The 18,602-nt window shown below is 68.8% G+C and carries 14 protein-coding genes; 4 read left to right on the top strand and 10 right to left on the bottom strand.

Going from position 1 to position 18,602, the window contains the following annotated elements; translation table 11 throughout:
• Positions 1 to 24: 24 nt before the first annotated feature.
• From MKK84_RS15090 to MKK84_RS15060, 7 genes are read right to left on the bottom strand one after another with little or no spacing between them, the layout of a single operon-like run.
• Positions 25 to 2,742 carry a sensor histidine kinase gene (locus MKK84_RS15090; protein ID WP_243920983.1) on the bottom strand — a complete coding sequence of 906 codons (2,718 nt, stop codon included), beginning with the start codon at positions 2,740 to 2,742 and terminating at the stop codon, positions 25 to 27.
• Between the two features lie 19 nt (positions 2,743 to 2,761).
• The gene (locus tag MKK84_RS15085; protein ID WP_243920981.1) at positions 2,762 to 3,367 is read right to left on the bottom strand and encodes a K(+)-transporting ATPase subunit C; all 606 of its coding nucleotides are present in this window, start codon (positions 3,365 to 3,367) and stop codon (positions 2,762 to 2,764) included.
• Between the two features lie 22 nt (positions 3,368 to 3,389).
• Entirely contained in the window at positions 3,390 to 5,495 is a 2,106-nt protein-coding gene (gene kdpB / locus MKK84_RS15080) for a potassium-transporting ATPase subunit KdpB (RefSeq protein WP_243920979.1), read from the bottom strand.
• A gap of 57 nt (positions 5,496 to 5,552) precedes the next feature.
• On the bottom strand, positions 5,553 to 5,744 hold the full coding sequence (locus MKK84_RS15075; RefSeq protein ID WP_243920978.1) for a hypothetical protein: 192 nt from the start codon (positions 5,742 to 5,744) through the stop codon (positions 5,553 to 5,555).
• Between the two features lies 1 nt (position 5,745).
• Positions 5,746 to 7,461: a potassium-transporting ATPase subunit KdpA gene (kdpA, locus tag MKK84_RS15070; RefSeq protein WP_243920976.1), complete on the bottom strand. Its 1,716-nt coding sequence runs from the start codon at positions 7,459 to 7,461 to the stop codon at positions 5,746 to 5,748.
• 23 nt (positions 7,462 to 7,484) lie between these two features.
• Entirely contained in the window at positions 7,485 to 7,574 is a 90-nt protein-coding gene (locus tag MKK84_RS15065) for a K(+)-transporting ATPase subunit F (RefSeq protein WP_020091582.1), read from the bottom strand.
• An 11-nt stretch (positions 7,575 to 7,585) separates the two neighbouring features.
• On the bottom strand, positions 7,586 to 7,768 hold the full coding sequence (locus MKK84_RS15060; RefSeq protein WP_243920975.1) for a hypothetical protein: 183 nt from the start codon (positions 7,766 to 7,768) through the stop codon (positions 7,586 to 7,588).
• Positions 7,769 to 8,547: 779 nt separating this feature from the next.
• On the opposite strand from MKK84_RS15060, the gene MKK84_RS15055 reads away from it, so the two are divergent.
• Together MKK84_RS15055 and MKK84_RS15050 are read left to right on the top strand one after the other, a co-directional pair.
• Positions 8,548 to 9,243, top strand: a complete 696-nt coding sequence (locus tag MKK84_RS15055; RefSeq protein ID WP_243921349.1) for a VIT family protein — start codon at positions 8,548 to 8,550, stop codon at positions 9,241 to 9,243.
• 170 nt (positions 9,244 to 9,413) lie between these two features.
• A complete protein-coding gene (locus MKK84_RS15050; protein WP_243920973.1) occupies positions 9,414 to 10,982 on the top strand; it encodes an alpha/beta hydrolase domain-containing protein in 1,569 nt (522 codons plus the stop codon).
• Between the two features lie 10 nt (positions 10,983 to 10,992).
• On the opposite strand, the gene MKK84_RS15045 is transcribed toward MKK84_RS15050, so the two are convergent.
• Positions 10,993 to 12,195 carry a major royal jelly family protein gene (locus tag MKK84_RS15045; protein WP_243920971.1) on the bottom strand — a complete coding sequence of 401 codons (1,203 nt, stop codon included), beginning with the start codon at positions 12,193 to 12,195 and terminating at the stop codon, positions 10,993 to 10,995.
• A 165-nt stretch (positions 12,196 to 12,360) separates the two neighbouring features.
• Entirely contained in the window at positions 12,361 to 16,092 is a 3,732-nt protein-coding gene (locus MKK84_RS15040; protein ID WP_243920970.1) for a vitamin B12-dependent ribonucleotide reductase, read from the bottom strand.
• A 502-nt stretch (positions 16,093 to 16,594) separates the two neighbouring features.
• Between MKK84_RS15040 and MKK84_RS15035 the strand changes: the two genes are divergently transcribed.
• Together MKK84_RS15035 and MKK84_RS15030 are read left to right on the top strand one after the other, a co-directional pair.
• A complete protein-coding gene (locus MKK84_RS15035) occupies positions 16,595 to 17,011 on the top strand; it encodes an NADH:ubiquinone oxidoreductase subunit NDUFA12 (RefSeq protein WP_243921347.1) in 417 nt (138 codons plus the stop codon).
• A gap of 126 nt (positions 17,012 to 17,137) precedes the next feature.
• Positions 17,138 to 17,794, top strand: a complete 657-nt coding sequence (locus tag MKK84_RS15030; protein WP_243920967.1) for a DUF2155 domain-containing protein — start codon at positions 17,138 to 17,140, stop codon at positions 17,792 to 17,794.
• A 118-nt stretch (positions 17,795 to 17,912) separates the two neighbouring features.
• Here MKK84_RS15030 and aat read toward each other — a convergent pair whose 3' ends face one another.
• Positions 17,913 to 18,596, bottom strand: a complete 684-nt coding sequence (gene aat, locus MKK84_RS15025) for a leucyl/phenylalanyl-tRNA--protein transferase (protein WP_243920965.1) — start codon at positions 18,594 to 18,596, stop codon at positions 17,913 to 17,915.
• Positions 18,597 to 18,602 lie beyond the last annotated feature (6 nt).

The raw sequence follows: 18,602 nt of genomic DNA, 5'->3' as shown, positions 1-18,602 counted from the left end.
CAAGCCGCAGGTCCATCGGCAGGCTTACGCCGCGATGCCTTTGGAGGCGACCCGCGTCGGTATCGGCAGGATGATGCTGAAGCAGGCCCCGCTCCGGTCGCGGCGATTCAAAGCTGTGACCGTACCGCCCATCGCCTCGACGAAGCCGCGGGCGATGGCCAGGCCCAGCCCGGTTCCAGCCCGAACCCGATCGCCCTTGCGAGCCCGGTAGAACTTGTCGAACACCCGCTCGGTATCGGCCTCTGGCAGGCCATCCCCCTCGTCCAGGACGGTGAGATGCACCGTCGTCCCTTCGCGCACCGCCCGGACCGTCACGGTCGAGCCGTCCGGCGCGTATTTGGCCGCGTTGTCGAGGAGGTTGACGAGAACCTGTTCGAACAGGACCGGATCGAGCGCCAAGGTCGGCAGATCGGGGGCGACATCGACCGCGACGTGGTGCTCCGCGAGGACCTTCTGGGTCCGCCGCAGCGCGGTATCGACGGTCTCCCCGACATCCTGCGCCGAAAGATTCGGCGCCACCGCGCCGGCCTCCAGACGGGTCATGTCGAGCAGGTTGGCGATGAAGCGGTTCAATCGTTCCGCTTCCTCAATGATGGTGCCGAGCAACTCCGACTTCGCGTCCGGCGCCAGGGCGGCGTCGAGGTCGCGCAGCGTGCTGGCCGCCCCCAGCACCGAGGCCAGCGGCGTGCGCAGGTCGTGACTGATCGAGGTAAGCAGCGCCTGTCGCAGACGGTCCGTCTCGGCGGCGCGCTCGGCCCGGTCGAGATCCTCCACGAGGCGGACCCGCTCGATGGCGAGCGCCCCCATATCGGCCAGGGCGTCGAGGAGGCGGCGGGCCTCCGGCGTCAGGATCGGCCCGGTCCCGTCCGCGTCCAGACCGATCACACCGATCGTGCCGCGTCCCGTGCGCATCGGCAAGAACAGGCGCTTGGCGCCCGGCAGCGTGTCGGCACCTCGGCCGGCCGGCCTGTCGTTGTCGAATGCCCATTGGGCCGCCGCCACGTCGGCTGCCTCTAGCATGTCCTCCGGCGGGTAGCCGGCCCGGACGGTGACGGCCTTGCCGTCGGGCAGGAGCAGCACGACGCGGACCTTCAGCATCGCCGCCACCTGGGCGCAGGTCGCCCAGAGGACATCGTCCAGCGTCCCGCAGGCGGCGAGCTTTCGCGAGAAGCCGAACAGCCGCTCCGTCGCCCGCGCGCGGCCCTGGCTTACCACCGCGACCCGCCGGGCGCGGGCCGCGAGGTTCGAGACCAGCACGGCCACCAGGGTGAAAAGCAGGAAGGCCGCGACATTGGTCGGATCGGCGATCGTCAGGGTGTAGACCGGCGGCAGGAAGAAGAAGTTGTAGGATAGTGAGGCCGCCACGACTGCGGCCAGCGCCGGACCGAGACCCCAGCGCACCGCCACCGCCACGACGGCGGTGAGCAGGAACAGGTCGGCGTTCTCGATGCCCGCATATGGCTGCGCCAGGATGGCCGCCCCAAGACCGGCCGCGATGGCCGCGATGGCGATGCCGTAGGGCCTGATGTCGAAGCCGGAGCCCGAGGGCGCGACCGTGATCGCCCGGCGGGGCTGCCGCTCGTCCGGGACGGACTCGCCCCGAACGACGTGGACGCTGATGTTGCCGCTCAGGCGCACGAGGTCATGGACCACCGAGCCGTTGATGAGCTCGAACAGCCAGGATCGGCTCGCCTTGCCGACGATGATGTGGTTGACGTTGGCCGAGCGGGCGTAGTCGAGCACGTCGTCGGCGATGCGCCGGCCGCCCGGCAGGGTGACGGCGTCGCCCCCGAGCCGGTCGGCCAGCCGGAGAGCCTGGGCGATCCGGTCACGTTCCGCCTCTCGGAGGGAGGCCGCCCGGGCGCCTTCGATCACGAGTGCCGTCCAGGGGGCGTGCAGTCGGTCGGCGAGGCGCTTGGCGTAGCGGACGAGGCCCGATGAACTGGGATCCTCATTCACGCAGACCAGCACGCGCTCGCCGGCCGCCCAGGGGCCCGCGATGGCGTTGGCCCGCATGTGGCCCAGCAATTCGTCGTCGACCCGGTCGGCGGTGCGCCGCAGTGCCAGTTCCCGCAGGGCCGTCAGGTTGCCGCGAGAGAAGTAGTGCTTGAGGGCGCGCTCGGCGTTGGTCGGAACGTAGACCTTGCCGTCCTTCAGGCGCTGGATCAGGTCGTCGGGGTTGAGATCGACCACCTCGATGTCGTCGGCCCGGTCGAGGACGCCGTCCGGCACGGTCTCGCGCACGCGAATGCGGGTGATCGAGGCCACCACGTCGTTGAGGCTCTCGACATGCTGAATGTTGAGCGTCGTCAGGACGTCGATGCCCGCATCGAGCAGTTCCTCGACGTCCTGATAGCGCTTCGGGTGGCGCGAGCCCGGCGCGTTGGTGTGGGCGAGTTCGTCCACCAGCGCGAGCGCCGGCCGGCGGGCGAGCAGCGCGTCGAGATCCATCTCTTTCAGGACCGCGCCGTGATACGGCACGGGCCGGCGGGGGATCGTCTCGAGGCCGTCGACCAGGGCCTCGGTCTCGGCGCGGCCGTGGGTCTCGACCACGCCGATCACCACATCGGTCCCGGATTTCAGGCGGGCGCGCCCGATGGTCAGCATCTCGTAGGTCTTGCCGACGCCGGGAGCGGCGCCGAGGAAGACCTTGAGCCGGCCGCAGGTCCGCTCTTCCCGGCGCGCCGCTTCGAGGAGCGCGTCGGGGGAGGGGCGGTTCGGATCGCGGCCGGGCTCGGGCATAATTCCTCTATAGTGCGCCTTACGGGTGGGCGAGACCGTCCAGGGCGAGGTTCAGGGCGAGGACATTCACGCGCGGCTCGCCGAGCAGGCCGAGCGTGCGGCCCTCGACATGGGATGCCACCAGATCGCGCAGCTTATCCTCAGCGATCTTGCGGTCCTTGGCGACGCGCGGCACCTGGAAGTAGGCGGCCTCCGGCGAGATGTCCGGGTCGAGGCCAGAGCCGCTGGTCGTGACCAGATCGACCGGCACCGGCGCGGCGGCGTTCTCGGCCTTCAGCGTCTCGAGGTCGCCCTTCACCCGCTCGGCCAGAGCCGCGCTGGTGGGCCCAAGATTCGAGCCCGAAGAATTGGCGGCGTTGTAGGGCGCCGGCACCGTCTTGGAGGCGTCGTCGGGATCGGTTGCGGTGGTGGCCGAGGGGCGGCCGTGGAAGTAGCCGCCGCGGGTGAAATTCTGCCCGATCAGGCTGGACCCGACGGTCGTGCCGCTGCGCTCGATCAGGCTGCCGGCGGCCTTGGCGGGGAGGATTGCCCCCGCGAGACCGGTCATGGCGAGGGGATAGGCGAGGCCGGTGATCACCGTGAGCGCGGTGAGCAGGACTAGGGCAGGGCGAAGCTGTCTGAGCATGGTGGGTCTCCGGGGGACCGGTTCAAGCGAGGTGGAGGGCCGAGACGGCGAGGTCGATGACCTTGATGGCGACGAAGGGCACGAGGACGCCGCCGAGCCCGTAAATCAGCAGGTTCCGGCGCAGCAGCGCGGCCGCACCGACGGCGCGATAGGTCACGCCGCGCAAGGCGAGCGGAATCAGCGCCACGATGATCAGCGCATTGAAGATGATCGCCGACAGGATCGCGCTCTGCGGCGAGGCGAGATGCATCACATTGAGCGCCTGAAGCTGCGGATAGAGCCCGAGGAACATCGCCGGAATGATCGCGAAGTACTTCGCGACGTCGTTGGCGATGGAGAAGGTCGTCAGCGCACCGCGGGTCATCAGCAGCTGCTTGCCGATGCCGACGATCTCGATGAGCTTGGTCGGGTCGCTGTCGAGGTCGACCATGTTGCCGGCCTCGCGGGCCGCCACCGTGCCGGTGTTCATGGCGACGCCGACATCGGCCTGGGCCAAGGCCGGGGCGTCGTTGGTGCCGTCGCCGCACATGGCGACGAGCTTGCCGTCCGCCTGTTCCTGGCGGATCAGCGCGAGCTTGTCCTCCGGGGTGGCCTGGGCGAGGAAATCGTCGACGCCGGCCTCGGCAGCGATCGCCGCCGCGGTCATCGGGTTGTCGCCGGTGATCATCACCGTGCGGATGCCCATGCGGCGCAGCTCCGCGAAGCGCTCGCGGATGCCGCCCTTCACGATATCCTTCAGGTAGACCACGCCGAGCAGCTGCCCGTCGCGGGCCACCGCGAGCGGCGTGCCGCCGGCCTTGGCGATCGTCTCGGCGATGGCCCGGATCTCGATGGCCGCCTGGCTCTCGGCCGCGCTCTGGAAGGCCAGCGCCGCATTGGAGCCGCGGCTCGGAACCGGCTGGCCGGAGAGCGAGGCGATCACCGCATCGACCGCGCCCTTGCGGATGGAGGCGCCGTCCAGATCGACGCCCGACATGCGCGACTGCGCGGTAAACGGCACGAAGGTGGCATTGAGCCCGGCCATATCGCGGGCGCGGAGGCCGTATTTCTCCTTGGCGAGCACCACGATGGAGCGGCCCTCCGGCGTCTCGTCGGCGAGCGACGCGAGCTGCGCCGCGTCGGCCAAGTCCTGCTCAGAGACGCCCCGGACCGGGCGGAACTCGGTGGCCTGGCGGTTGCCCAGCGTGATGGTGCCGGTCTTATCCAGCAGCAGGGTGTCGACGTCGCCCGCGGCCTCGACGGCGCGGCCCGACATGGCGAGCACGTTGAACCGCACCAGCCGGTCCATGCCGGCGATGCCGATCGCCGAGAGCAGGGCGCCGATCGTGGTCGGGATCAGCGTGACGAACAGGGCGACCAGCACGATCACCGGAATCGAACCACCGGCGTAACTCGCAAAACTCGGGATCGAGGCCACTGCGAAGACGAAGACGAGGGTCAGCCCGGCGAGCAGGATGTTGAGGGCGATCTCGTTCGGGGTCTTCTGCCGTGCGGCGCCCTCGACCAACGCGATCATGCGATCGACGAAGGTCGAGCCCGCGGCCGCGGTGATGCGGACCCTGATCTCATCGGAGAGAACCTGCGTGCCGCCGGTCACCGCCGAGCGGTCGCCGCCGGATTCGCGGATCACCGGGGCGGATTCGCCCGTGATGGCGGCCTCGTTGACGGAGGCCACGCCCTGGATGACCTCGCCGTCGGAGGGGATCAGGTCGCCGGCCTCGACCAGCACCACGTCGCCGACCTTGAGGCTCGTGCCAGGCACCATCTCGTAGGCCCGGCCGAGGGTCTTGAGGTCGCTGCCGGTGAGGCGCTTGGCCGTCATCTCGGTGCGGGTGCGCCGCAGGCTGTCGGCCTGGGCCTTGCCGCGGCCCTCGGCAAGCGCCTCGGCGAAGTTGGCGAAGATCAGGGTGAACCACAGCCACAGGATGATCTGGCCGGAGAAGGCGAGATCGCTGCCGCCGGTGGCGAGATCGCGGACGAACAGCACGGTGGTGAGGGCGGCCACGACCTCGACCACGAACATGACCGGGTTTCGGATCATGGCCCGGGGATCGAGTTTTCGGACGGAGCCGAGGAGGGCCGGCCCGATCAGGGCGGCGCTGAACAGGGAGGATGTCTGACGCGACATGGGGGGTGTCCGGAGGGAGGCGGGAGGCCCGGCGCGAGGCGCCGGGCGCTGTCGGGGTCAGGGGGCCAGCAGGCCGCTGGTCAGGGCGTAGGCCGCCAGCAGGGCGAAGCCGCCGAGCAGCACGACGCCGAGGAGCGCCAGCACGAGGTCCGAGGTCCGCACCGGCTGGGATTGGCTCCGCCGGGGCGGTGGCCGATGCAGCATGAGCCGGTGGCGCGGCATGCGCCGCGAGGGCAGGGCGCGCGGCATCTCAGCCCCCCGCCGCGAAGGTCTGGCCGTCCGACCCGGCGAGGTGCTCGACCACGGGGCCGAGCGCCAGGGACGGGAAGAAGGTCAGGCCGCCGATGATCAGGATCACGCCGACGAGCAGCCCGACGAACAGACCGCCATGGGTCGGGAGCGTCCCCGCCGAGGCCGGTACCCGCTTCTTGGCCGCGAGCGAGCCCGCGATGGCCAGCACCGGGATCTTCACGAAGAACCGACCGACCAGCATGCCGATCGCCAGCGTGCTGTTGTAGAACAGCGTGTTGGCCGTCAGCCCGCCGAAGGCCGAGCCGTTATTGGCCGCCGCCGAGGTGTAGGCGTAGAGGATCTCGGTGAAGCCGTGCGGGCCGGCATTGGCCGGACCGGCAAGACCCGCCGGGATGACGGTGGCGAGCGCCGTGAAGCCCAGCATCATCAGCGGCAGGCAGAGGATGCCGAGCATGGCCATCTTCACCTCCTTCGCCTCGATCTTCTTGCCGAGGTATTCGGGGGTGCGGCCGACCATCAGGCCCGCCACGAAGATCGCCACGATGACGAAGATCAGCATTCCGTAGAGGCCGGCACCGACGCCACCGATGATGATCTCGCCGAGCTGCATGTTGAGCAGCGGGACCAGGCCGCCGAGCGCCGTGAACGAGTCGTGCATGGCGTTGACCGCGCCACAGGACGCCGCCGTGGTAATCACCGCGAACAACGCGGAGGCCGCGATGCCGAAGCGGGTCTCCTTGCCCTCCATGTTGCCGCCGGTCAGCCCGAAGCTGTTGAGCACGGAGCCGCCGTTGGCCTCGGCCCAGTAGGTGACGGCGACGCCGGCCACGAAGAGCAGGCCCATGGCACCGAGGATCGCCCAGCCCTGGCGCTCGTCGCCGACCATGCGGCCGAACACGTTGGTGAGCGCGGCGCCGATCACGAAGATCGAGACCATCTGGACGAAGTTCGACAGGGCGGTCGGATTCTCGAACGGGTGCGCGGCGTTGGCGTTGAAGAACCCGCCGCCGTTGGTGCCGAGCATCTTGATCGCCACCTGGCTCGCCACCGGGCCCAGCGCGATCGTCTGCTTGGCGCCCTCCAGGGTCGTCGCGTCCACGTAGGGCGAGAGCGTCTGCGGCATGCCCTGCCAGACCAGGAACAGCGTGTAGGGGACGCAGATCGGCAGCAGCACGTAGAGGGTCGCGCGGGTCACATCGACCCAGAACGAGCCGATCGTGCCCGTGGAGGCGCGCGCGAAACCACGGATCAGCGCCACCGCCACCGCCATGCCGGTCGCCGCCGACAGGAAGTTCTGGTGCGTCAGCCCCAGCATCTGCGACAGGTACGAGAGCGTGGTCTCGCCGCCGTAGGATTGCCAGTTGGTGTTGGTGATGAAGCTGGTCGACGTGTTGAACGCGAGGTCCGGTGCGACCGCGGCCTGATCGGCCGGGTTGAGCGGCAGGACCGCCTGCAGCCGCAGCATCGCGTAGAGCACCGCGAAACCCAGCACGTGGAACAGGATGACCGCGCCCATATAGGCGAGCCAGTGCTGCTCCTGGCGGGCATCAATGCCGGACACGCGGTAGAGCCCGCGCTCGACAGGGCCGAGCACGGGCGAAAGGAAGGTGCGCTCGCCGGTGAAGACGCGGGTCATGTACGACCCGAGGGGCTTCACGAGCGCCAGAACGACCGCGCAGTACAGCGCGATCTGGATCCAGCCGTTGAGAGTCATGGGAAAGGGTCCTGCGGGGCCGCTCAGAACCGCTCGGGGCGGACGAGGGCGTAGGTGAGGTAGACGAGGAGGCCGGCGGTCACGCAGGCGCCGAGGGCGAGGTCGAGGGTCATGGCGGCCTCCCTCAGAGCCGGTCGCAGAGGGCGGCGTAGCCGGCGGAGGCCGCGAAGAAAGCGAGACCGCCGGCGATGAAGACGATGTCGAGCATGGTGGTCGGGTCCGGTCCGGCGGACCGGCCGCGGAGGCTCCGCGACCGGCCTTGGCCGTCCTGGAGAGTGCCCGGAAACCGCGTTAGGGTTCGAGCCACGACCGGGTGCGTCCATCTCAGGATCGCATAAGGATTTTCGGTTTTGGCTGGCGCGGGATGGGCGTCACGCGGTGCCGTCGAAGATCATCTAGATCGGTGCCCGACCGCGTAGCGCACGGTACACGACACAGACCGAAATCGGCCGATCGGTCATCCCACCCTCCCCCTCATCCTGAGGTGGCGGAGCGCAGCGGAGGCCTCGAAGGAGCCCTCCAGAAGGCGCTGCGATCCCCTGAGCCCTCCTTCGAGGCCCGCTGACGCGGGCACCTCAGGATGAGGTGGAGGGTTGGATGCAACCGGGCACTGTCGAGTGCCGTGTGCGTAGCGATCGCGCGTGGCTTTCAGTCCTTGTTGTGACGCGCCCTCGTGCGCCGAATCGGTGTCCACTTCGGCGGAGAGCGCTCTCACCGGCCATGGCAGCACGATATCAATTCCCAGCGAGCCACCTCATCGATCACCTTGCCATGACATCATACATTGGATTAGTTCCAATCTGCGATGTCCGATTTCGAATCGTCTCCGGCCTGGCGCGCCCTCACTCCGGGACAGCAGTTGATGCTGCGCCGGTTGGACCGTGACGGTGCCCTGCCGTCGCCCAAGCCCTGGGAAATGCGGACCGTCCGGTCCCTCCTCGCGCGCGGTCTCGTGAGACCCCGGCGACCGGGCGACGAAACCGCTGGCCTCTGGTTCCTGAGCGCGAAGGGGAGCCGTATCCTGCCGCGGGGTCGGGACGATTCGGATTTGGTCCGCGTCCCGCTCTCGCCGACCCCGTGACCATGATGCGCCCCGTCCATACCGAGCGGCACCTGATCAACCGGATTGGCTGGCTGCGCGCCGCCGTCCTCGGCGCCAATGACGGACTCGTCTCGACGGCCAGCCTGATCGTCGGCGTCGCGGCTTCTGCCGCCGGTTCGGGCGAGGTGCTGGTTGCGGGCTGCGCCGGGCTCGTGGCCGGCGCGATGTCGATGGCGGCGGGCGAGTACGTATCGGTGAGTTCGCAGTCCGATACCGAGCGGGCCGACCTCGACCGGGAGCGCGGCGAGCTCGCGGACGATCCGGCGGCGGAACGGGAGGAACTCGCCCGGATCTACGTCGACCGGGGCCTCGACGTGACGCTGGCGCACCAGGTCGCGGATCAACTGATGGCGAAGGACGCGCTCGGCGCCCATGCCCGCGATGAACTCGGCATCTCGGACCTCACCGCGGCGCGCCCGGTCCAGGCGGCCCTGACCTCGGCGGCGACGTTCTCGGCGGGTGCGGCCATGCCGCTGTTCGTGGCGGCTGTGTCGCCCGGCCGGATCGCGGTTTTCACGGTCTCGGCGGCCTCGCTGCTGTTCCTGGCCGTGCTCGGCGCCCTCGGCGCCCGCGCCGGCGGCGCGCCGCTGGTCCGGGCCACGGCGCGCGTGACCTTCTGGGGCGCGCTCGCCATGGCGGTGACGGCCGGGATCGGCAGCCTTGTCGGCAAGGCCGTCTGACGCGGCAGGCAGGCCATACCCGTAGCCCCGACTCCCGGGGAGACAGGCGACCGCATGTGCACCCAGAAGTGATGGTGCGGCTTCACCCTCCGCTTGCACCGGCTTCCGGCCACGGCGATGGTCCGGGGCGGATCCGGCTCGGAGGAGGCCGGACCGGCACAGGGATCGCCATGGAACGCTGTCTGGGTGCCGTCGCGCTGCTCGCCGTCGCGTTATGGGGTAGCGCTGCGCAAGCCGAGGTGACGCGGCTGGAAATCACCGACCGGCAAGCCTACGGCGCGTTCGCGGCCGGGGAATACGTCCGGCTCGATGGAACGGTGCATGGCGAACTCGTGCCCGACGCCGGCGGCATTCCCGACCTTGACAAGGCGGAGCGCACCAAGGGCGGCAAAGTCGCCTACGCGGCGCGCGTCATCCTGTTCATCCCGGCCGATCCCGCCGCCGGCAATGGCGCGCTGCTGGTCGACGTGCCGAACCGCGGGAACGCTTACGCCAACGCGCTCTACAACAGCCCGCGTACCCTCCCGATGCAGTCCGGCAACCTCGAACCCGGCACCGGCTTCCTGGAGGATCGCGGCTACGCCGTCGCGGAGGTCTTCTGGGAACTCGGCCGCGGCGCGGATCTGCCGGTCTTTACCGATCCGGAGGGTAAGCGGCGTTTCGTCGAGGGCGTCGGCTTCGCGATCGTGCGCGACACCGCGGATTTCCTCGCCCATGCGGCGGCCGATTCGACGGGAACGCGCAACCCCCTCGCCGGCGCGATCAACCGGACGATCGGCACCGGCAAGTCGCAGGATGGGCGGTTCCTCAAGACGTTCCTGCTGCACGGCTTCAACGTCGCGCAGGGCCGGCGCGTGTTCGACGGGATGCACGTCTTCGTCTCCGGCGCGGGCTTGCTGCCGATCCTCCAATCCGGCACCGGGCCGCATTCGAGCGGCGACAAGACCCCGAACTTCGCCGATACGGACTATCCGGGCGTCAACGACGGGCCGCTCACGATCGGCGAGATCGTCCACACCGTCGAGGCGCGCGGGGAAGTGCCGCCCAAGATGATGCTGCTCAACTCCACGGTCGATTACGCCTCGCTGCGCGCGTCGCTCGGCCGGACCGGGGCGCACGGCACCGCCGATCTGCCGCTGCCCGCCAACGTGCGGATGTACGATGTCGCCGGGGCGTCGCACGTCACCGTCCTGGAGGCGGATCGCTGCACGCGTCCGCCCGGCCGGCTCGACTGGGCCCCCGTGGCCCGCGCGACCCTTCAGCGGTTGGACGGATGGGTGGCGCGGAACGCACCGCCGCCTGCGACCCGGCTGATGCCGCTCCAGCCCGCGCCGGAGGATCCGACCGTCCTTCAAGCCCCGAAGGCGTTGCCGGACGCGGTCGTGCAGGTGCCGCAGCGTGATGCCGACGGAAACCCGATCGGCGGCGTGCGGATGCCGGACATAGCGGTGCCGCTGGGTGTCTATGGAGGCCAGAACGCGCCGCTCACCACGTTCACGTGCTCACTGGTGGGCGCCTACCAGCCCTTCGCCCCCACGCGCGACGCGAACGATACCGGCCTGCCGTCACTGGCGGAGCGGTACAGGTCCCAGCAGGACTACGTGACCCGGGTCGGCGTGGCCGCCCGCGCCGCGCAAGCCGAGGGCTTCCTGCTGCCCGGCGATGTCGCGGTGATCGTCAACGCCGCCGCCGAGACCCCGCTGTTCGGCAGCCCTGCGGAGACCGCACCACCCCGATGAGCGCGGCACCTCAGCGCGCCGCGCCTCCGGTCGAGCCCGTCGCTTCACCCGCGCCGGACTTGATCGCCCAAAGTTCGGTCGGCAGGCTGATCGGCGCGCCGGGCTTGTAGTCGGCTGAATCCTGGATGTGCGAGGTCGTCACGTAGATCGTGCCGTCCGGCCCCTCGCTGAACGTATCGGGCCAGCGCAATCGCGCATCCTGGACCAGGGTAGTGAGGCTCGACCCGTTCTGCGAGAGGTCGCGGACCTTCACGGCATTGTCCTGCGGCGAGGTCACGTACATCCGGCCGTCCTTGCGAGCGATCAGCAGGCCGTCGGCCGGGCCGTTCTCGCCGACCGTGACGATCTTTCCGCTGAGCGTCCGGTCGCTCAGCATCTCGGGCACGAAGGACGCGGTGGCCCAGCCGGTGAGCGCATCCGTCGGCAGGCTGTAGAGCGTCTTGCCCTTGATCGCCTGCCAATACAGCGTCTTGCCGTCGGGCGAGAGGGCGATGCCGTCCGCCGAGAAGTTCACGCCGCGTCCGTCGGGTCGGCGCAGCGGCTTGCCGTCGTACTGAACGGTGACGCTCTTGTCCGGCATGGTCGAGGCGTGGCCGGACAGCACGCGCTTGGCCGAGCCGCTGTCGAGATCGACGACGATCAGCGCGCCCTCCGCGCCCGAATCGGTCAGGTAGGCGGTCTTCCCGTCCGGCGCGATGCGCACATCGTTGATGTAGGAGGCCTGCAGAACGGTGCTGGCGTCGAACGGGATGGTCTTCACCACCTGATTGGTCTTCAGGTCGATCCCGACGAGCTTGGGGCCGTCCTTGATGACGTGCGCCATCGCGGGGGCAGCCGCATCGACCACCCAGAGCCGATCCTGCTGGTCGGCCACGACGCTCTGGACACAGACGAAATGCGTCTTGGGGTCCACCGTGTCGGATTTCGCGTTGCGCCAGCCGTTCCATTCCGCGTCCGGGAAGGGCACGGACTTGCCGTCCTTCAGCTCGGCGACCGAGACGGGGGCATCCTCGCTCCACCGGGGGAAATTGACGAAGAGGCGCCCGCCCTTGCTCACGGTGATGCCGGTGACCTGATGGTCGAAGCTCGCCACCTGGGTTAGCGTCCCTGATCCGGTGGGCTGCTCCTGGGCCGTAGCGGGTGCAGCCATCAGCGCCGCGCTGGAGAGCAACGCGAGGGCGAAGCCCGATCGAGGTCCGGCGGGAAACTTCATGGCGTACGCTCCGAGGGTATCCTCGGGCCAACGCGTCAGGGCAGGTCGGGGTCCCACGCATCCCGGGGCGACACCCCATCGCTGACGATCGCCTTCAGAAACGGTTCGACGCGGCGTCGCCGGAGCGACACCGCGTCGATGGTTCTGACGAGACAGGCGCGGCGACTACGAGCAGCCGGTGGTGCCGCCGCAGGTGTCACACTTCAGGCAGGTGCCGTTCCGGACCAGCGTGAAGTTCGCGCATTCCGGGCAGGCCTCTCCGACATAGCCCTTCATCTTCGCCTCGGCGCGCCGGTCGGCGACGGTCCGCTCCGCCTTGGCGAAGGGGAGGGTGTCGGCGATCGTCTCGGCCTGACCGGCGACAGCCGGCTCGGCCTTCAGCGCCGTGCTGCCGCGGATCGCGTGGACGATCCCGCCGGCCGGAGCAGTCTGGCCGGCGTTCGGGGCACCGACACCCAGGCTTCCACCGCCCGGGCCGCCCTGGATCAGGGTCAGACGGTCGGCCGAGCCGCGGAGCAGGCCGCGGGAGACGACCGAGGAGGCCGCGGCGGGCTTGGGACCCTCGCGGGTCGTATCGCCGCTCTCGCCGCCGCCGATCACCGTTCCGCCGATCTCGGCGGGGCTGACATGGGCGAGGTCGGCGCGGCCGAGATACGAGACCGCCAGCTCGCGGAACACGTAGTCGAGGAGCGAGGTCGCGTTCTTGATCGCGTCGTTGCCCTGCACGAAGCCCGCCGGCTCGAACCGCGTGAAGGTGAAGGCCTCCACGTACTCCTCCAGCGGCACGCCGTACTGGAGACCGAGCGAGATCGCGATGGCGAAGTTGTTCATCAGGCTCCGGAAGGTCGCGCCCTCCTTGTGCATGTCGATGAAGATCTCGCCGAGGCGGCCGTCGTCGTACTCGCCGGTGCGCAGGTAGACCTTGTGGCCGCCCACCACCGCTTTCTGGGTGTAGCCTTTCCGGCGGGTCGGCAGCTTCTCGCGGGAGCGGATCCGCTCCACGCGCTCGATCACCCGCTCGACGATCTTTTCCGCCACCGCGGCGGCCTTGGCGGCGGCCGGCGCCTGGATCAGGGCCTCGAGCGCGTCATCGGCCTCGTCGTCCTCATCCGCAATGAGGGCCGAGTTCAGCGGCTGCGACAGCTTGGAGCCGTCGCGGTAGAGGGCGTTCGCCTTGAGCGCGAGGCGCCAGGACAGCAGATAGGCCGCCTTGCAATCCTCGACCGTGGCATCGTTCGGCATGTTGATGGTCTTGGAGATCGCCCCCGAGATGAAGGGCTGCGCCGCCGCCATCATGCGGATGTGGCTCTCCACCGAGAGGTAGCGCTTGCCGATCCGGCCACACGGATTGGCGCAGTCGAACACCGGGTAGTGCTCGAGCTTGAGGAAGGGCGCGCCCTCCAGCGTCATCGCCCCGCAGATATGGGTGTTGGCGGCCTCGATCTCCTTCTTCGAGAAACCGAGGAAGGGGAGCAGCTCGAAGGTCGGGTCCGACAGCTTTTCCGCGGGGACCTTCAGGGTCTGGATGAGGAAATCGTCGCCCAGCGTCCAGCGGTTGAACACGAACTTGATGTCGAAGGCCGACTTCAGGCCCTTCTCAACAGCCGTGATCTTCTCGTCCGAAAAACCCTTGGCGCGCAGAGTCGTCGGGTTGATGCCCGGCGCCTGACCCATCGAGCCGTGACCGACCGCGTAGGCCTCGATCTCGGCGATCTCGGATTCGCGGTAGCCCAAAGCCCGCAGGGCATCCGGCGCGGCCTGGTTGATGATCTTGAAGTAGCCGCCGCCGGCCAGCTTCTTGAACTTCACCAGGGCGAAGTCGGGCTCGATGCCGGTGGTGTCGCAATCCATCACGAGGCCGATCGTGCCGGTCGGCGCGATCACGGTGGCCTGTGCGTTGCGGAAGCCGTGCTCCTCGCCGAGCTTCAGCGCCCGGTCCCAGGCGGCGCGGGCACGGTCGCCGAGATCCGCCTGTGGGATGTTGGCGTGGTCGAGCCCGACCGGGGCGACGTTCAGGAACTCGTAGCCCTCGTTTTCGCCGTAGGCTGCCCGGCGATGGTTGCGGATGACCCGCAGCATCGCGTCGGCATTCTCGTCATAGGCTGCGAAGGTCCCGAGTTCCGCCGCCATCTCGGCCGAGGTGGCGTAGGCGACGCCGGTCATGATCGCGGTGAGCGCGCCGGCCAGAGCCCGGCCCGCATCCGAATCGTAGGGCAGGCCCATGGTCATCAGCAGGCCGCCGATATTGGCGTAGCCGAGGCCGAGCGTCCGGTACCGATAGGAGAGTTCCGCGATCTCCTTCGACGGGAACTGCGCCATCATCACCGAGATCTCGAGCACCACCGTCCAGAGGCGGTTGAGGTGCTCGAATGCATCGACATCGAAGCGCTTGGTCTCGCGATCATACATCGTCAGCAGGTTCGCCGAGGCGAGATTGCAGGCGGTGTCGTCGAGGAACATGTACTCGGAGCACGGGTTCGAGGCCCGGATCCGCCCGCCCGCCGGGCAGGTGTGCCAGTCGTTCATCGTGGTGTTGAAGTGCAGGCCCGGATCCGCCGAAGCCCAGGCGGCCTCGCCGATCTTCTCCCAAAGCTCACGCGCCGGCAGCGTCTTGGTGGCCTTCCCGGTGGTGCGTGCCTGGAGGGTCCAGTCGGCATCCGCCTCGACGGCGCGCAGGAAGTCGTCGGTCAGCGAGACCGAGTTGTTGGAGTTCTGGCCGGCGACCGTGAGGTAGGCCTCGGAATCCCAATCGGTATCGTAGACGGGGAAGTCGATCTTGGTGAAGCCCTGCCGGGCGAATTGCACGACGCGCTTGATGTAGGAATCCGGCACCGAGGCCCGGCGGGCGGCCTTGATCTCACGCTTGAGGGCCGGGTTGCGCTCCGGATCGAAGCAGGCGTCGCCTTCGGCCTCGCACTGCGTGCAAGCCTTCATCACCAGGTTCAGGTGCTTGGAGACCACCTTCGAGCCGGTCACCAGGGCGGCGACCTTCTGCTCCTCCTTGACCTTCCAGTCGATGAAGGACTCGATATCGGGGTGATCGATATCGACGATGACCATCTTGGCGGCGCGCCGCGTGGTGCCGCCCGACTTGATCGCGCCGGCCGCCCGGTCGCCGATCTTCAGGAAGCTCATCAGGCCAGACGACTTGCCGCCGCCGCCGAGTTTCTCGTTCTCGCCGCGCAGCATCGAGAAGTTGGAGCCGGTGCCGGAGCCGTACTTGAACAGGCGCGCCTCACGCACCCACAGGTCCATGATGCCGCCCTCGTTGACGAGGTCGTCCTGGACCGACTGGATGAAGCAGGCATGCGGCTGCGGATGCTCGTAGGCCGAGGCCGACTTGGTCAGCACGCCGGTCTGCGGGTCGCAGTAATAGTGGCCCTGGCTCGGGCCATCGATGCCGTAGGCCCAGTGCAGGCCGGTGTTGAACCATTGCGGCGAGTTCGGCGCCACCATCTGGCGGGCGAACATGAAGCGCAGCTCGTCCATGAACGCGGAGGCATCGTCCTCCGACGAGAAGTAGCCGCCCTTCCAGCCCCAGTAGGTCCAGCAACCGGCGAGCCGGTCGAACACCTGCGTGGCGGAGGATTCGGAGACGAAGCGCTCGTCCTCCGGCAGCTCGGCGAGGGCCGCATCGTCCGGCACCGAACGCCACAGGAACGACGGGACCGCATTCTCCTCGACCTTGCGCAGCCGCGCCGGCACGCCCGCCTTGCGGAAGTACTTCTGCGCGAGCACGTCGCTCGCCACCTGGCTCCAGCTCTCCGGTACGTCGATGCCGTCGAGGCGGAAGACCACCGAGCCGTCCGGGTTGCGGATCTCGCTCAGCGCCTTGCGAAACGTGATGCTGGCATAGGGCGATTGTCCGGCCGTTGTGTAGCGACGCTCGAACCGCATGAAACACACCTCTCCCGACGGGACACGAAGGCCCCGGCCCCGCACGAAGCGGGGTCTATTCCCGATAGTGGGATGCGCAGCCGGCCACGCCCATAGGTTGAGCGGACCCCGGCCACGCATACGAAATCTTGGAACGGCCGCCCCTGCTGCACACGCCACTCCGGTGCGCGACCGATACAGCGAGAATACCGCTTCCTCGGCTCTCACGTCAACAAGTGGTGTCCTGCGGCACAGTTCCACGCTAGATGTTGTGCCGGCTCGGAGAATCCTGTGGATATCGTTTGGGGCCTGCGTAAGTGTCGTTCCAGCTTCCGAGATTCGGTTCGGGAATATTTTGGATTCACAGCGTCACGCGCCTGTGATTTCAGGGCTCCTGCGCAAACCGTCCATTGACGCTGCCACGCAGCGACACATCCGACGGCGCGCTGGACTCACGCGCGCGCGGTCACCATAACGGCGCCAGACAGCGTCCGTGCGGCGCGAGACGATTCCGGGACCGGCGATGGCGCTGAAGGACACTTTGCTGCGCGTCTTCACGTGGTGGAACGGCCAGACCGTTTCCCTCGCGCTCCAGACCGCGCGCACCGGCATCTTCGTCGGCGAGGACGATTTCGGGAACAAATACTATAAGGCGGAGGGGGCGCTGATCGACCGCTCCGTCGGCTCCGAGCGCCGGTGGGTGGTCTATAACGGCTACGCCGATGCCTCGAAGGTGCCGCCCGGCTGGCGCGGCTGGCTCTGCCACAACGTCGACGTCGCGCCGAGCGAGGAGAATTACCAACCTCGCGCATGGCAGCAGCCCCACATGGAGAACCAGACCGGCACGCCGAACGCCTATCGGCCGCAGGGCTCGCAGCTCTCCTGGGGCCAGCGCCCGGCGGCGACCGGCGATTACGTGTCCTGGACCCCGGGCGAATAACCGCCATCGCAGGGCGGCTCAGGCGCCCTTTTGCCGCCACCGTTCCGGTGTTGATGGCGGACTACTCGACATATCCGCCGCGCATCCATTGGCGCGGCCGGCCTCCCTCGCCACGGGATCCGCGCCTTGAGCCGCATCATCGCCCTCGCACGCTCGGTGCTTGCCCCGAGCCTCGCGCTCGCCGTTCTGGCCGGGCCGGCTGCGGCCGATAAGATCAAGAACCCGACCGCGGTGTTCTCCGGCCTCGACAAGATCACCGGCCGGATCGTGTCGTTCGAGGTTGCGGTCGACGAGACCGTGCAGTTCGGCGCCCTGCAGCTGACCCCGCGGGTCTGCTACACGCGCCCGCCGACCGAGAGCCCCAAGACCACGGCCTTCCTCGAGGTCGACGAGGTCACCCTCGACAACAAGTATCGCCGGATCTTCACCGGCTGGATGTTCGCGTCGAGCCCCGGGCTGCACGCGATCGAACACCCGATCTACGATGTCTGGCTGGTCGACTGCAAAGGCGGCGCCGACGTGATCGCCGAGGCAAAGGAGCAGGAGGACGTTCCCGCCGTCGCGGCCAAACCGGAGAAGACCAAGCGCGCAGGCAAGGACAGCACCAAGACCGCCCAGCAGCTCAACGCTGCCGGCCAGGTCGATGTCGAGGCGCCGCGCGGCGTGCCGGTTCAGCCCCGTCAGAAGCCCTCGCGCAAGTTTTTCCCGTCGAACGAGGGTCCGGCGCCGGCCCCGCCGCCTCCGCAGCAGCCGCAGAACCTGTTCGACGCGCTGTTCCGCTGAGCGAGCCGCACCTGCTTAAGCGTCGTGCCTGATCGCGTTGCAATCGTGCGCGGCTCCAAGCTCGTGTTGTGACGCGCTCTCTAGCGCCGAACCGGTGTCCACTGCGACGGAGAGCGCTCTAAGCGTCGCCCTGGTCGCCCAGCGCCTCCAGAACCCGCGCCCCCGTCACCGAGCCGTCCCCCGGCCAGACGTTCCAGTCGGCGACCTCGTCCAGCGCTGCGGCGAGGCGGCGCTTGTAGACATGCCGCGGCAGTTCCTCCGCGCCGAATTGCGCGAGGTGATCGGTGACGAACTGGGTGTCGGCGAGCCGGTAATGCCCGGCGCGCAGGCGGCCCATGAGATGCACCAGCGCGACCTTCGAGGCGTCGCGAACCTCGTGGAACATGCTCTCGCCGAAGAAGGCCGCCCCGAGCGAAACGCCGTAGAGGCCACCGACCAGCCGCCGGTCGTCGCCCGCATAGACCTCGACCGTGTGGACGTGGCCGACATCGAACAGCGCCCCGTAAAGCTCCCGGATGCGGCCGTTGATCCATGTCCGCTCGCTGTCGCGGCGGGGGGCGGCGCAGCCGTCGATGATGCCGTTGAAATCCGTATCGCACCGCACCTCGAACTGGTCGGACCGCACCGTCCGGGCGAGGCGCTTGGGAACGCGGAACGCGTCCAGGGGCAGCACGCCGCGGGCCTTCGGCTCGACCCAGTAGAGGGTCGGGTCGTGCGCGTCCTCGGCCATCGGAAAGATGCCCGCCGCGTAGGCCTTCAGCAGGATCTCGGGGGTGATGTCCACGCGGTGGCTGTCGTGCATGGCCTG

Origin of the sequence: Methylobacterium sp. E-065 (assembly GCF_022829605.1) — a bacterium.
Taxonomy (GTDB): Bacteria; Pseudomonadota; Alphaproteobacteria; order Rhizobiales; family Beijerinckiaceae; genus Methylobacterium.
Note: the sequence above shows the minus strand (reverse complement) of the source record. Positions and strands in the feature narration are given on the sequence as shown.

Excerpts from the sequence above, each read along its gene's own strand:
- MKK84_RS15050 (WP_243920973.1), top strand. The coding sequence starts at position 9,414 with ATGGAACGCTGTCTGGGTGCCGTCGCGCTGCTCGCCGTCGCGTTATGG.
- kdpB (WP_243920979.1), bottom strand. The coding sequence starts at position 5,495 with ATGTCGCGTCAGACATCCTCCCTGTTCAGCGCCGCCCTGATCGGGCCG.
- MKK84_RS15045 (WP_243920971.1), bottom strand. The coding sequence starts at position 12,195 with ATGAAGTTTCCCGCCGGACCTCGATCGGGCTTCGCCCTCGCGTTGCTC.
- MKK84_RS15065 (WP_020091582.1), bottom strand. The coding sequence starts at position 7,574 with ATGACCCTCGACCTCGCCCTCGGCGCCTGCGTGACCGCCGGCCTCCTC.
- MKK84_RS15055 (WP_243921349.1), top strand. The coding sequence starts at position 8,548 with ATGCGCCCCGTCCATACCGAGCGGCACCTGATCAACCGGATTGGCTGG.
- MKK84_RS15085 (WP_243920981.1), bottom strand. The coding sequence starts at position 3,367 with ATGCTCAGACAGCTTCGCCCTGCCCTAGTCCTGCTCACCGCGCTCACG.
- kdpA (WP_243920976.1), bottom strand. The coding sequence starts at position 7,461 with ATGACTCTCAACGGCTGGATCCAGATCGCGCTGTACTGCGCGGTCGTT.
- MKK84_RS15090 (WP_243920983.1), bottom strand. The coding sequence starts at position 2,742 with ATGCCCGAGCCCGGCCGCGATCCGAACCGCCCCTCCCCCGACGCGCTC.
- aat (WP_243920965.1), bottom strand. The coding sequence starts at position 18,596 with ATGCACGACAGCCACCGCGTGGACATCACCCCCGAGATCCTGCTGAAG.
- MKK84_RS15075 (WP_243920978.1), bottom strand. The coding sequence starts at position 5,744 with ATGCCGCGCGCCCTGCCCTCGCGGCGCATGCCGCGCCACCGGCTCATG.
- MKK84_RS15035 (WP_243921347.1), top strand. The coding sequence starts at position 16,595 with ATGGCGCTGAAGGACACTTTGCTGCGCGTCTTCACGTGGTGGAACGGC.
- MKK84_RS15040 (WP_243920970.1), bottom strand. The coding sequence starts at position 16,092 with ATGCGGTTCGAGCGTCGCTACACAACGGCCGGACAATCGCCCTATGCC.